This window comes from Pedobacter caeni, from assembly GCF_900129215.1.
Lineage (GTDB): Bacteria > Bacteroidota > Bacteroidia > Sphingobacteriales > Sphingobacteriaceae > Pedobacter > Pedobacter caeni.
The window spans coordinates 135,527-150,103 of sequence record NZ_FQUQ01000006.1; the positions used below are offsets into that span (position 1 = coordinate 135,527).

Sequence of the window (14,577 nt, forward strand, 5' to 3'; positions counted from 1 at the left end):
TCAATTGTGAAATGTTAAAATAGCTTCGGTGCCCGATTGTTTATTGAAATCAAGCACAATTGCCTGTTCTTCTTTCAGCTTGTTAATGGTCAGGATTCTTTCTGCAGTTAAAGAAAGGCCATAGCCTGAATCCGGTATTTTTTCCAGCCAGGTTCCGTTGTCCTTTACTACAATTACAAAAGTATTCTTTTTCTCTCCTTCCCTGCAAATGATTAGCAAGCGCCCTTTGTCGCCAAGACCTGAGAGTCCATGTTTAATCGCGTTCTCAATCAGGGGTTGTAAAAGCAAAGTAGGTATTTCTATATCGGAGGTATGGAGCGTTTCGGAGAGCTCAATATCCCAGGAAAAATTAAAGCGCAAAGCTTCCAGGTGTATATACATGCGCATCATTTCCAGCTCCTGATCAAGACTGTTAAAAACCTGCCGGCTTTTAGCCAGTGTTTTTCTTAATAAAGAACTGAATTCCTGCAAATATTCATTGGCTTCCTCAATCCGCCCGGTATTCATCAGGCCCTGAATGGAACTGAGTGCATTAAACGTAAAATGCGGATTTAGCAGTGATTGTAATCTGATCGCCGCCTCTTCCATTTTTTGCTGTTCCTTTTCTGAGGATTTGATCTTTTTCCTTAAACCTCTTGTGACCACAAGAAAACCAAGGGCTACAACTATGGCTAGCAATATCATATAGGTGATCGTGGATTGATACAAATAAGGTTTGACATGGATGTAGATCCTGTGTTGACTTTCCTTTTGAACCACATAGTTAACCCTTAATTCATAATCTGTGTTTGCGATTAGCTTTAAAGAAGGTAAGTCGGTTTTGCTCAGTCCGCGCTGAGATCTTCTTGTCTTTAAGTTTACCAAAGCATATTCCACTTCCATATTCTTAAAATCAGTTCTTTCGGAAATGCCTAATTTTATTTCTCCCGCTGATGTGCTGAACTCATCAGTATCATCTCCGGAAGATGAAATATAGAAAGGACCTTCGCTATTTTTTGCCTGATGATAAAACTTGATTTCAGGAATTAAGTTCGGTCTTTTGATGACATAGCTGCGCAGGATGGTATCTGTCTTTCTGTCCAATACATCAATAGAAAACTCCTTATTGGGAGATACATAAGCCTCGAAACCTCCCTCCCTGATTTTAGTTTCTTTTGTCAGCCCCTTTTCTGAAAGCCTGTGAGATAATTCATCGAATGCTGCAGTGGTATGAACGCGAATAAAACCACCTGAGGTATAAACCTTAATCTGCTTTCCCTGTCCAATTTCCCTAATCTCACTGCCAGGCAATTCTGCAGCTTCAAAACGTAAGTATGATTTTCCTGTCTGAACCTGCTGCCCATAAACATTTTGAACACAGGCAACAAAAAATAAAATAAAGGCAACTAAATTCATATCCCTCTCTTAAACTGCTAATATAATCTTATATATCCCATTTGGCCACCTATTACTCACTGGCTATAGCGATCATCGCTTCCAGTTCATTGATCAGCTCAGCATCTGATGAATATCCCTTTGTTGAAAACCTGAGTTTGCCCTTTTTATCGATGACTATTTTAGTGGGGATCCCATCTACTTTATAGGCGCATGCCACCTGGAATAGCTTCTGGTTTCCCTTTAGAGGGATATCCATCAACACATGAACGGGAAACTTAGTCTTTTTAACGTAGGAAGCTATGCGTTTCACTGCATCTTTTCCATTCTCCCCAGTGGCTACAAACAAGAAAACGACTTCGGGATGCGCTTTACTTATTTTTTCCATCGCCGGCATTGAAGCAATGCAGGGCTGACACCATGTGGCCCAGAAGTCAAGTACTACAACCTTCCCTTTCAAACCAGCAAGTGTCACATACTTTCCACTCAGGTCCGACAGGCTGAAATCCGGGGCTTCCAGATTAACCATCATTTTCTTAGCAAGCTCAACCTTGTACGTGTTATTGATATTTCTTTGAATAGAATCCAAAAAGACAGAAGTCCTATCGCTACCCATTTTCTTCACACATAGTTTTCGGAGTTGAAGACTCATATTTAAGCTTGATTTCCCAACACTGGCCATTTTCAGCAAGATCTCATACGCTTTATCCTCTTGTCCCTGCGATGCTAAAAGAGCGGTATAAAGTGACACTGATGAGGGCATAGCATCTTCCAGATCAATGCCTTTTAATGCTTTCTCTTCGAAGAATAATGCGGTTTTGTCCTCGCCATTTGCATGAAGGATTTCTGCATAGGTCTCATAATACGGATATGCCGCCATTCGCATAAACCGGGTCCAATCTTCCAGAGGAAAACTTCCTGGCCTGGCTGAAGGGTCATCCTTATAAGAATCATACAATTCGACGGTCCTTTGTGCCAGAACCTTTGCGTAATCCAGGTTGATTTTCCCCTCAAGCAACTCACCCACTGCAAGGTTCAAATAAGAAGTCTGATTAAACTTGTTGCTCATTAAACCGAGGTAGACTTCAAATTTCAGAAAAGCACCGGCTTTAAGAAAGGAAATCGCCACCTGTCCTTTTAGAACGTCAATATCCTCTGCGTTGTTGACCGTATCAAGCTTGAAATCCCTGATAATACTGTGCAGCGAAACCACATTTTTTTCTGGGTTCGTTTCTTTAGCCATGGATTGAATCCGGCTTTGCATGGTTTGTTTAGTTTGCGCTTTTGCATACCATGAGAGGCTAAAAAGCATAATTATTGATAAAGTAATGATTGTTTTCTTTTTTTGCATAGTCCAAAATTAAGCCCGGACATATGCAAAAGAAAGACACACTGTGAGAACAGACCTTCTGACTGTGAATTCTGTAACGGGGGTAACCAGAACTAAGCCATTTTTTTAGACTAAGATTTTTGAATGCGAAGCAAACTGTTTTATACAAAAATGAACAAGATGAATGGGTACGACTTCCATTGTGCAAGGATGGCTAATTTCAACGTATATACTAAAACAAGCCGCTTTTTTCGTTGATCGTTAACAATCCATAGTTAGAGCGCAAAACTAAGCGCTTATACGATAAACATATTTTTAGATTACCTTCAAATTTTCAATCCCTAAACATCAAAAATCCAATGCAAGAAAAAACAATTAACTACTCTCCTTTTTTATTAGGTACTTTACTTATGCTTGGTATGTTACTTGGCTGTAAAAAAGACAAGATTACTCCATCAGAACCAGAACCTCCCGTACGTTCTATGAGCGACTTGTACCAAAGCGCCATACTGGATGCAATGGTTGCTGATAACTCAGAAATAGTTGACACCCTATGGGCATTAACTCCTGAAAACACGGCTTTGCAATGGAAAACCATCAAAGGTAAACCACATGTTTTGATGGCTAGCTTTATGCGTTATCCATCCAGCTATCCGGTTGGCGATTCAATTACCACTTCATGGGGCGAATCCTGGCTATTCATCCCACAACAAATGAAAGCACGTATAGGTTCTTCTTTCACTGCAGCCAGTGATACAACAATGCGCATTTGCCAGTTGTTGGGCCTCCCCCCTGCTAATGAACGAAGCAATACACACATCGCCGAGATTTGGGTAAACCCGGAAAATTTGTACAGACCGGCCGGCAGCCGGGTGATCACAACTAAAACAGCTAGTCCGATACTAAGCAGTAATAGTCCTGAAAGTTTCAGCTCATGGTATAATAATTATATTCTTTTCGCCTATTACCGGACATTATCAACTACAGCAGATTACCATTACCCCTGGACGCGTTTGGGTTATACCTATGATTGGGCACCCAAAGCAAAAGAGGTAGGACTGAGTGAATACGTTTTACAGTCCAGTTCAGGCGCCTGGGTAGAAAAAGTATCAAAAGTGGGTAACTATTTTAAAAAATAAGTAACCAAATAAATTAACTTACATCAAAGCCTGGAATCTTACAATTCCAGGCTTTTCTATTATTTAGAGTAACAGATGCCCGCTTTGAAATTCAGCACTGAATCCTACCTCCCCCACAAAAATCCGGAGATTTCTCAAACGTATTTCCAATTAAAAATGATACAGGTTTACCTATCTTTAACTAAAATCCCATACCAAGGCTTATGAAAAACGAAAGAGACCTGAAACTAGCTGTACTGATAGACGCAGATAATGTCCCCTATGCCAATGTAAAAGAGATGTTCGAGGAAATTGCCAAGTATGGTACACCTACTTTCAAAAGAATCTATGCCGACTGGACTAAACCAACAGTTTCCGGATGGAAAAAAGTACTGCTGGAAAATGCCATTACTCCCATTCAGCAGTACAGCTACTCCAGTGGTAAAAACGCGAGCGACAGTGCGCTTATTATTGACGCAATGGATATCCTTTATACAGGAAAAGTGGACGGCTTCTGTATTGTCTCGAGCGACAGTGACTTTACCCGATTGGCCACGAGGCTTCGGGAGGCAGGCATGAAAGTTATTGGGATTGGTGAAAAGAAAACACTTACGCCTTTTATTACTGCCTGTGATAAATTCATCTACATTGAGATCCTGAAACCTAAGCTACAACCTTCAGAAGACAATAACATATCACAAGCCACGACCAGCTCTAAATCTCCGGAAATGCAGCCCTTGAACAAAGTTGATCCGGGAATCATCAGGCTTTTTACAGATAGCATTACCGACCTGGCAGATGAAGAAGGATGGGCCTACCTGGGAGATCTGGGCAGTCTGATGATGAAGAAAAAACCAGACTTTGACTCCAGAAATTATGGGTTCTCCAAATTGCTGCCTTTGATAAAAAGTACCAACCGCTTTGAAGTGGATGAAAGAGAAAGTGGTAAAGCTAATGTTAAACACATCTATATCAGAAAAATCACTCAACCGGCACCTGTCACTACAATACAAAAGCCCCGCAACAAAAGAAAATTGACCAAACCTAAAACACCACAGGAAAAAACCAAGACTTAAAATCCTGATATATATTATTGATTAAAACCAACCATAAGAAAGCTCAGACATTCTTGAAAAATGCCTGAGCTTTTTATAAAATTTGCATCAAAAATAATCCACCCGTTTCAGGGCCTGACGGGATCAGGCATCCAAAATTTCCTGAATTTCAAAGTGATTAATAAGTGACATCAGGGAAATCCAGACGTGCTTTTAGGAGTTCATTTTCCCATTGGGTTTTCCAGCCAAAAGCAGTGGTAGCCATTGCCTTTAAATCGGCCCGCGCAGCACCGCTGGAAAAGTGAATGTATTCACCCCAATTCATCTTTCTCGTATATTTATGATTTGCGTCCTTAGGAAAATTCTCTGCCAGCAGTTTAAAGAAATCTACAATTACCCTTGTCTTTCCATAATTGTTATACCAGGGAAACAACCAGTCCTTAAACCAATAACTATTTGGAGCAGGAAAATTTTCTTTTCCGTTCAATACCTTATCATACCATCTCTGGGCTTCTGCTGGCATCCCTAAGCCAAGATAAACATCATATTGATAGATCTCAGAAAACTTGCTATCGCCCCAGATACCGTTTGGATAAGCACCAAATCCTGCTGAACCTTTGGTATTAAAAGTAGCTGATTCGACGATATGAAATACCTCATGAGTAGGAACATCTATATTGCCCGCCTGTGTTAACCAGGGTCCTGGTCCGCAGTCAATTACATTCCTGAAGTCATGTCCTGCGCTAAAATAATAATCCGGGTGTCCGCCACTATATTTATTGGTATGAAATACCGCATACAACCTTGGATCCGAACCATGGCCACCATAAATTTTCCTGGTGTATCGCCACACATCCCCGATATATTTAAAAGGCCAGGTAATGGATTTGTCTACATCTCCATCATAATAAACGGCCAGGTCATCATCATAAAACACTCTGGTAAGGAGTTGAGTATGATCAAACCAGTGTTCCTTCCATGTTTTGGGAGGTGCACCTGCCGGATCAGCGACTTCAACTACGGTCGGAACAGTCGAAGGACCGACACTTTTTCTTGAACACTGCATCAGGCTCAATGTTAAGGATAACAAAGCCAGTAAGAGAATTGATTTGTTCATTGTAAATTGATGATTAATTTAATTGTTATCAGTTGTTTAATTACCAGCCAGTATTCTGAATCACCAACGGCACTTTCTGTACCTCTCCGTTGGGAATTGGCCACAGGTAATGTTTCTTTTCAAATACCCTCGATTCCTGCTGCACGATGTTATAAAATCCGGTCGCTGCATTTCTGCCGATATCCAGTCCGAGGATGGATCGGTCGGTAGTTTCTGCAATTTTCCAGCGCCTGGTGTCGAAATAGCGATGCGATTCGAAGGCCAGTTCTACCCTTCTTTCTCTTCTGATGGCATCACGCAGATCGGCTGGCACCGGAAGCATACCTGCGGCTGAGCCATATTGAGGAATTCCTGCACGGTCCCTGATCAGGTTCAGATAGGTCAGGACATCCGGATCGGCAGGGTTCGCTTCGTAGGCAGCTTCTGCATAGTCCAGGTAAATCTCTGCAAGACGGATCATGACGGATGTTCTTCCCCCATCCCCACTCAAACCACGGTTTTTCCGCTGTGTATAACCTGTAGAAGAGTAATCGTTATTACTAATTCCCCCGCGACCAGCATTCCCGTTGAATTCAAAGTTAGTGACCAATGTAGTGTTCGGATTGATCCACTTACGATTGGTATAAGTGATGCCCACATAGAAGCGGGGCTCCCGGTTAACATACATGTTGTGCACCGACCTTTGGGCATTGTCGTCTGGTGCCTGGAAGTTGGTAAAGCCAGTTCGGGTGTATCCTGAGGAATTGTCGTCGGTAGGTTTTCCATTCGCCATAAAATAGGCCTCGGTCAATTGATGAGAAGCAGAAAGAAATGAGCCTCCTTTATCACTTCCTGATCCATTACTATGGTTTGGTGTCATGTTGTATTGTAAGTTGGTGACATCTCCATTTGGTTTCGCCAGGATGACCTCCGTATTCCAGTCTGTCAGCATCACATCCCTGCAGGCTACAAAAGCATTATTAAAGACAGAAGGAGCTGTAGGATGTACCTTTTTGAACAGGCTAAAGTTTGGATAGGTGCTGATAAAAGACTTTGCAGCTGATGCAGCACGTGACCATTTGGCTGCGCTATAAGTCTGACTGATCAGTTGTTTACCGTCTTTGTTAACCAGGGTGGCGTAATCGGTGTTTCCATTGAATAAGGGACTTGCTGCTGTCAGTAATACCTGAACCTTATAGGCATGTACTACCGCTTTGTTGATCCGGCCATAATCTTCGTTGGCAGTAGGTAATGCAGGAAGACCTTCTGCGGCAGCATCAAGTTCAGCGACAATATAGTCGACACATTCATCAAATGAACTTCTTGGAATACTAATGCTTTCGATTGGTGCATCTGCAGGGATTGGGTTATTGCCCAGGAGCACTACCGGGCCATATTGACGAAGCAGGTAGTAATAATAAATAGCCCTGAGTGCTCTTGCCTCATTCTTGTAACGGTTGATATAATCTGTTCCGCTAACATTACAATCAGTACATTTATCGACGTTGGCAATGAAATTACTGGAAGCCTGGATTCCCCTGTAGTACAATTGCCAGATGGTATTTACCTGACCTGTTGTCGCATCCCAGTTACCACTGTTCAGGTTGTTGGAAAAACTACTGGGCAAAGTATAATCGGCTTCATCAGAAGCGCCTGTCCATGGCCCGGCAGTATATCCGTTTGCAGGGAAACGCTGTTGCATTTCATCCGGCAATGTAGAATACACGTTCGCCAGCAGCCTGTCTACTGTGGATTTGGTGGCAAAAGATTCATCAAAAGTCAGCCTGTCATCTGGTACCTGGTTCAAAAACTTTTTGCATCCATAATTACCTGAGATGAATAAGGCAGCCAGGATGTACATATATATCTTCTTCATATTGATTAAAAATTAGCAGTTAAACCGAGTGAATAAGTAGATACCAGGGGATACTTTGTCCCATTGTTGGAAGCCAGTTCGGGGTCCCATATTTTGAAATCACTGATGGTAAACACATTATAACCGGTAAAATAAATTCTCAGCTTATTGACGCCTATTGCCCTGACTCCATTTTTTAACGTATAACCAAAATCAAGATTTTTCAAGCGCAGGAAACTGATGTCGCGTTGCCACCAGGTACTCGTCTGGAAGTTGTTGTTATTTACACCATACGAAAGGCGCGGATAAAAAGCATCCTGGCGTGGGTTCTCTACCGTCCAGCGATCCGTAGCAATGGAGTGTAAATTCCCTAGCCCTCCGGAGGCAGTGAATGGCTGTAAAGCATCACCACTAAGTGCGATGTCTGCATTGTGCTGGCCCTGAAAAAAAGCTCCAAAGTCAAAACCTTTATACCGGGCAGAAAATCCAAAGCCATACATGGCAGAAGGCACATCACCCCGACCGATGATCGTACGGTCAAAGGCATCGATGATGCCATCGTTGTTGAGGTCTTTGTATTTGATGTCGCCCGGAAGCAGCGTACCGAATTGTTTAGCACTGGCATTGATCTCTGCCTGACTCTCAAATAATTTTTCGGCAATATAGCCTGAACGGGCAAGGATATTACTTCCCCTTAGCTCCTGGTAAGCATATTTAGTGGGTGCCTGATCATTCTCAATCAGCACATCTTTGTTGTAAGTGTAGTTAGCTCTGAAGGTGACATCAAAGTCCTTACCGAACCTTGCATTGTACTCCAATGATCCGTCGACCCCCTTGTTTTTGGTTTCCCCAAGGTTACCCGAAGGGTTGGATACCAAACCGATATAATTTGGAACACTCCCTCTCCCCAGGAAAATTCCTGTTCTGTGTTCCTTAAATAAATCAACGATCAGGGAAAGTTTATTGTTAAAGGTTTTCAGTTCAAAACCCAAATCCTGCTTGCGTGTTTCAGACCAGGTCACGTCTACGCCATAAGCGGTTACGTTCAGGCCATTGATTCCCGTCCTGCTTAACCCAAAGGAATACCCGTTGGCATCGCCAACCTTAGTCAGATAGTAAAAGCGCTCGCCCTCAGATCCTGCATAGCCGGAAGAACTACCCCCGGAACCTACAATACCATCAGAATACCTGAATTTAACCAATTGAAATGTATTTTTCAGATTTTCGAAGAATTTCTCATTCGACAAGATCCATCCTACACCAAAAGCAGGAAACAATCCGAAACGTTTATCCGGAGCAAAGTTTTCAGAACCATTGTATCCCAGGTTGACCTCCACAAAGTAGCGATCGTTGTAAGCATAGCTTGCCCGGCCGGCAACCCCCATCATACGATAGGGAATAGACAAGGTAAAGTTGCCTGCAAAGGGTGTAAGGTTATCATTCTGGTTATACAGGACCATCCCTGATACCGAATGCTTACCAAAATCCCGTTTATAATTTAAGGCCAGTTCAGCGTATAATTTTTTATCACCTCCGTTAGTGAAGGCATAACCCAGAAAATTCTGTCCCTGCAAGGTCTGTCCATATTTATAAGAACCATCCGCATTGTAGGGATCATTCGGGTTGATATAATAGGTACTTTCCCGTTTGTTCCTGTTTACAGTATTGCTGTTGGCCACATCAAATGAGAACATTCCTGTCAGGGAGAGTCCGGGTGTGACCACCTTCAGGTCCTGTGTCAAACGTAAATTGGAGAATAAGGAATTGTTATAAAAGGTACGGTATCCTCTTCTGGTAATGTCAGCATAAGGGTTTCTCTGATCCGACTGTGCGCTGATTCCGGGAATATATCCATTCGGGTACATGACCGGGAATGAAGTCGGGTTGATCTGGAAAGCCTGGTTAAAGACACCCTGGGCATTGTCGACCCCGGGATTATTCCCTTGTCCTAATACCCCTCTGATGCCAAGGTTCACTTTCGTGCTGGAGGTAATATCCCAGTCCAGGTTCGTACTCACCGTATACCTGGAGTATTTCTGACTGGAGTTATAAGATTGGCTTTTATCCGTTTTGAAGAGCCCTGTTTCATCGTAGTAACCCAGCGAAACATAATAGCGCGCATTGGTCACCCCTCCTGACAGGTTAGTAGTCACGGTACGGTTTTGTCCAAATCTTCTGAAAATAGCGTCCAGCCAGTCCACATTAGGATAGAGGATCGGATCTTCTCCCGAAGCGGTTTTCTGTATCGTTGCAGCACTATATCTTGGCGTATAAGTCCCTGTATTTGCGGTTCTGATGAACTCCGTCAAACCCGCTTCATTAGCCAGGTTCATATAATCAACACCGTCGATCAGTTTAGGTTGCTTCGTAAAACTCGTTAAACCCTGAAAATAATCTACACCTATGGTCGGTTTACCCGTTTTGCCTTGTTTCGTAACGACCAGGATGACTCCATTGGCGCCACGGATACCATATACCGCTGTGGCAGCAGCATCCTTAAGAATCGTAAAAGACTCAATATCATAAGGACTCAGGCCATTAATGGGACGATTAGGAACACCATCAACCACGATCAGAGGATTGCGGTCTCCTCCAATATTTGTGATGCCACGAATCCAGATGTCGGCCTGATCTGAACCTGGTTCGCCATTCCTGTTTACAGCGATCAAACCAGGTAGCCGGCCGGCCAGCATGGAGCTGATGTTAGCCACAGGCTGTTTCAGGTCTGAAGCTTTTACAGAGGATTGGGCCCCCACGAGGCTCTCTTTCTTCTGTGTACCAAAAGCAACAACAGCAATTTCTACCTGGTCTAACGCATTTCCAGATGGCTTCAATTGAATACTCAGGGTAGTTTTTGTACCAACGGTCACTTCCTGACTCTCGTAGCCAATATAGGTGATGACAAGTATGGCTTTCTCATCGGGAACCCGGATACTGAAAGTTCCGTCTACCTCAGCAGAACCTGCTACAGAACTACCTTTAACACGTATACCTGCACCGGGAAGAGGTAAACCCGCTTCATCCTTAATGACACCACGAATGAGAATATCAAGGGGACGTGTACCGGAAAATCTTGCCTGCACCTCCTTTTCGACCACCACAATGGTCTTTTCGTCGATGTAATAAGTCAGCGGCTGACCATCAAAGCATTTGTCCAGTACCTTCAGCAAAGATTCATTTTTTACATTTAACGTGATGGCTTTTGCTTTTTGAATGACGTCATATCTATATACAAAATCGTAGCCTGTTTGTCTTTTGATTTCTTTGAAAACATCAGTCATAGAAATGCTTTTTCTGCTCAAAGAAACATTTTGCCCATTTGCAGCATTTGAATACTGCATAAAGACAGATATTAATAAGATAATAGTAAGGTTTATCCTCATAAGCCATTTGATTTGGTTAGGTTGCTTGAGAATGCTAAACCAGCTTTTTGCAAATGGCTGATTTTGGGCATGACAGGTTACGTCATACACTTTTCTGGTGTAAAATTTATACATTTGTTTGGGTTCGTTTAATAAGATTATTGTGTTGACTCAATATTGGAATTATGCAGGACCCTAAATCCGGAGTAGGGGCGCTCTAACGCTCCTATCTCTTTTTTTAGTTACCCATCGCAGCTAAAGATTTATGGCATAACTAATATCCTCCTTCCTTCAATTTTAAAATGAACACCCTTGGTTGATTCCAGGTTCCGGAGCACCACATTGATATTTTTTGTCCTGGAAATCGAACCTCCGAACTTGAGATCAGCGATTTGCCCTTCATAGCTGACTGCTACATCATACCATCTGCTGATTTGTCGCATGATGGTTCTCAGAGAAGCGCCTTCAAACACAAAATCACCATTCTTCCAGGCTAAAGCCTGATCAGTATCCGCCGTAGAGACCGATATCCCGGATCCATTTGTTTCCCCCTGCTCGCCGGGCTTCAAGACTTTCAGGTCTTTATCATTGCTAAGCTCAATGCTTCCCTCCAGCAAGGTCGTCTTCGTATCTGGCTCATCAGCATAAGCATTGATATTGAAATGAGTACCAAGCACCTTAATGGTCTGTTTTCGCGTAGTTACCAGGAAAGGTTTCCCTTTATCTTTGGATACTTCAAAATAAGCCTCACCATCCAAACTCACCCTGCGTTCTCTAAAAGTGGCAAAACTAGCGGGGTATTTTAAAGTTGATGCAGCATTCATCCATACTTTAGTGCCATCAGGTAAACACACGCGGTATTGTCCGCCTTTAGGTGTTTCAAATGTATTATAGATAGGTGGGCCGGGGGCATCAGACTGAATCACCGTATAAATGAGCTCCCCTTCCTCGTTTTTTGTAATGCTGATGCCTGACTGCTTTGCGACTTCACCATTACTCGCATCAGTAAGCGAGATGCGCCTTCCATCATGTAAAGTCAGGTAGGCTTTATTACTACCAGGTTTAATCCCATTGTTGATCACCACCTCCTCCATAGAAAGGGGCTGGCCGGATGGTCTGTAGAAATAAAGCCCAACAGCAATACACAGGAGAACAGATGCCGCAGCAAAGAGGGGCCATAATTTAATGGTTTTCTTCTGATATCCCTTCTGAAGGTTTGTTAAGATGGCATCAAGATCTTTGGAACGGCTTTCAATATCAAGCTCATCGTCTCCTGGTTCCTGATAAGTCAGGTACCAGTTTTCTAATAAAGCGCTTTCTTCCTCAGATGCTCTCCCCTCTTTATATCTCTCTAAAATGTTTTTTATTTCTTCTTCTTCCATTTTCAAAAAAGATCAACATTGTGATCTTGTAATGGTAAGACAAATTGGGCATAGGTATAGAGGTATCGAAAAATAAAAAAAACAACATTTTTTTAACATTTAACGAATAAGGACCTTTACTAACGTTCAATAAAGTAAAGAAGATAGATCAGAAGCCCCAATTTAACCCTTAATACCTTTAGGGTATTGGTCATTTGTTTTTTGATCGTTTGTTCTGAAGTGCCTAAACGTTCAGCGATCTCTTTATGTGTAAGGTGTTCTTTGCGACTCATTTCAAATACTTCCCGCATCCTTGGTGGCAGGGCGGCCACTTCAGCATCAATAATTTTTTTAAATTGATTTTCCCGGGCCAGATAATCTGTTGACAGGTTACTGCTCTGAAAATTTTTAATGGAAGTAATGTATTTAGTTTGCAGACCGCTGCGGGCAATCTGATTAAGGATATGATTACGAACGCTGGTATAAAGATAACCGGCAAGATTAATCTGCAGGCCGAGGGTTTCACGTTTTGCCCATAGCATCGTAAAAACTTCCTGAATCGTATCCTGTGCTTCTTCGCGATTGCGGGTCTTATTCCAGGCATGATTGTGAAGTACAAACTTAAATCTGTGATAGATCTCTGTATAAGCAGTCCTGTCGCCCAATTTCAATAAAACTGTAAGTTCGTCGTCTGAAAGTGTACTGTACTCTATCATTTTCTGCTATACCTGGTATGGACTCAAACACAATAATAATTATTTTTTTGAACTCTTTCAATCCTCGCAAAACGATTTAGGATCTCCCATCGATTGTTTTGAACCTCATCATCTTATGGTCGGTAATTTAGCGGAACGTTTTGGTTTGTGCAAATAAAAGGTATGGGCTCAGGGCAATTACTCAGGATTGTTTTCTCATGCTTTGCTTAATTTTCTCCCTATGCTGTTCACCCCATGCACTTAGTTCGCCGATCACGTTTTTCAGCGTCTTACTATACTCGGTCGCTTCATAAATAATGCTTACCGGACTGGTCGGATATACCTTACGTGTGATAAAGTCATTCAATTCCAGATCTTTTAATTCTTTGGCTAATACCTTGGAGGATATGCCGGTGATTTCATTTTGAAGCTCGTTAAAACGCTTTGAAGATTGAACCAGACAAAGGATCACAGCCAGTTTCCATTTTCCATTAATCACATACAGCGCGTCAAGTACGTTTTTGAGCGAGCCTGCGCATTCCTCATTAGTTGGAAGAGACTCATTTACAATGATTTTCATAAAGCAAAGATACTCACTTACCTCAACGTAACCGCTTTCCTTTGGGTAAGTAATGACTTTTGATCAAGGGGTAACTCTATTTTTGCCTATGATAATTCAAGAGAAAGAATCCCTTAATCATTAACACAATCCATTATGAAACACATCCTTCATTTAAAATCAAGCATACAAGGTAAAGATTCGTACAGCATTAAGCTGGGACATGCTATTGTAGAAAAAGTTCAGAATAAGTATCCGGGTAGTACACTGGAAGAATTAAATCTGGTCGACATCGAAATTCCGCACCTTAGCCCCGCTGTCCTTCGTACCTTCTTTATTCCCGGAGATCAGCTGACTGAAGAAGAAAAAGAAGCCATTCGCTTTTCTGATGAGATGGTTAAACAACTGATGGCTGCGGATATCATTGTGATTGGTGCACCGCTGATCAACTTCACTATCCCTACTGTATTAAAGGCCTGGATTGATCATATTACCAGGGCTGGAATAACTTTTGGGTATGCTGAAAATGGTCCGGTTGGAAAAGTAACAGGAAAAAAAATCTATGTGGCCATGTCTTCCGGTGGTGTTTATTCACAAGGTCCGGGTAAAGCCAACGACTTTGTTGCTCCTTATCTGAAAGCTTTCCTTGGTTTTTTAGGCATGACAGATCTCAGCGTATTTCGTGCCGAAGGGCTAAAAGTACCCGGAGTAAAAGAACAGGCAATGGAGAAAGCAATTGACAGCATAATCGTTGACTAAAAGCACTAAAAGC

General features: G+C 42.3%; 11 protein-coding genes. 3 read left to right on the forward strand and 8 right to left on the reverse strand.

Going from position 1 to position 14,577, the window contains the following annotated elements; genetic code table 11:
* Both BUC20_RS27675 and BUC20_RS27680 read right to left on the reverse strand, forming a co-directional pair.
* Positions 1–1,395 (reverse strand): sensor histidine kinase, encoded by a 1,395-nt coding sequence (locus BUC20_RS27675; protein ID WP_073236082.1) that lies wholly within the window; start codon positions 1,393–1,395, stop codon positions 1–3.
* 52 nt (positions 1,396–1,447) lie between these two features.
* On the reverse strand, positions 1,448–2,725 hold the full coding sequence (locus tag BUC20_RS27680) for a TlpA family protein disulfide reductase (protein WP_073236085.1): 1,278 nt from the start codon (positions 2,723–2,725) through the stop codon (positions 1,448–1,450).
* Between the two features lie 338 nt (positions 2,726–3,063).
* Here BUC20_RS27680 and BUC20_RS27685 point away from each other — a divergent pair, with 338 nt between their 5' ends.
* On the forward strand, positions 3,064–3,843 hold the full coding sequence (locus BUC20_RS27685; protein WP_073236088.1) for a hypothetical protein: 780 nt from the start codon (positions 3,064–3,066) through the stop codon (positions 3,841–3,843).
* Between the two features lie 203 nt (positions 3,844–4,046).
* On the forward strand, positions 4,047–4,898 hold the full coding sequence (locus BUC20_RS27690; RefSeq protein WP_073236091.1) for an NYN domain-containing protein: 852 nt from the start codon (positions 4,047–4,049) through the stop codon (positions 4,896–4,898).
* Between the two features lie 157 nt (positions 4,899–5,055).
* Here the strand turns inward: BUC20_RS27690 and BUC20_RS27695 are convergent, their stop codons facing one another.
* The 6 genes from BUC20_RS27695 to BUC20_RS27720 all read right to left on the reverse strand — a co-directional run bounded on the left by BUC20_RS27695 (position 5,056) and on the right by BUC20_RS27720 (position 13,826).
* Positions 5,056–5,994 carry a hypothetical protein gene (locus BUC20_RS27695; RefSeq protein WP_073236093.1) on the reverse strand — a complete coding sequence of 313 codons (939 nt, stop codon included), beginning with the start codon at positions 5,992–5,994 and terminating at the stop codon, positions 5,056–5,058.
* Positions 5,995–6,034: 40 nt separating this feature from the next.
* The gene (locus BUC20_RS27700) at positions 6,035–7,849 is read right to left on the reverse strand and encodes a RagB/SusD family nutrient uptake outer membrane protein (RefSeq protein ID WP_073236096.1); all 1,815 of its coding nucleotides are present in this window, start codon (positions 7,847–7,849) and stop codon (positions 6,035–6,037) included.
* 5 nt (positions 7,850–7,854) lie between these two features.
* The gene (locus BUC20_RS27705) at positions 7,855–11,169 is read right to left on the reverse strand and encodes a TonB-dependent receptor (RefSeq protein WP_234994609.1); all 3,315 of its coding nucleotides are present in this window, start codon (positions 11,167–11,169) and stop codon (positions 7,855–7,857) included.
* A 284-nt stretch (positions 11,170–11,453) separates the two neighbouring features.
* The gene (locus tag BUC20_RS27710; RefSeq protein ID WP_073236098.1) at positions 11,454–12,572 is read right to left on the reverse strand and encodes a FecR family protein; all 1,119 of its coding nucleotides are present in this window, start codon (positions 12,570–12,572) and stop codon (positions 11,454–11,456) included.
* Positions 12,573–12,691: 119 nt separating this feature from the next.
* Positions 12,692–13,267 (reverse strand): sigma-70 family RNA polymerase sigma factor, encoded by a 576-nt coding sequence (locus tag BUC20_RS27715; RefSeq protein ID WP_073236101.1) that lies wholly within the window; start codon positions 13,265–13,267, stop codon positions 12,692–12,694.
* 181 nt (positions 13,268–13,448) lie between these two features.
* Positions 13,449–13,826: a winged helix-turn-helix transcriptional regulator gene (locus tag BUC20_RS27720; RefSeq protein WP_073236104.1), complete on the reverse strand. Its 378-nt coding sequence runs from the start codon at positions 13,824–13,826 to the stop codon at positions 13,449–13,451.
* A 135-nt stretch (positions 13,827–13,961) separates the two neighbouring features.
* On the opposite strand from BUC20_RS27720, the gene BUC20_RS27725 reads away from it, so the two are divergent.
* Positions 13,962–14,564 carry an FMN-dependent NADH-azoreductase gene (locus BUC20_RS27725; RefSeq protein ID WP_073236106.1) on the forward strand — a complete coding sequence of 201 codons (603 nt, stop codon included), beginning with the start codon at positions 13,962–13,964 and terminating at the stop codon, positions 14,562–14,564.
* The last annotated feature ends 13 nt before the right edge of the window (positions 14,565–14,577 follow it).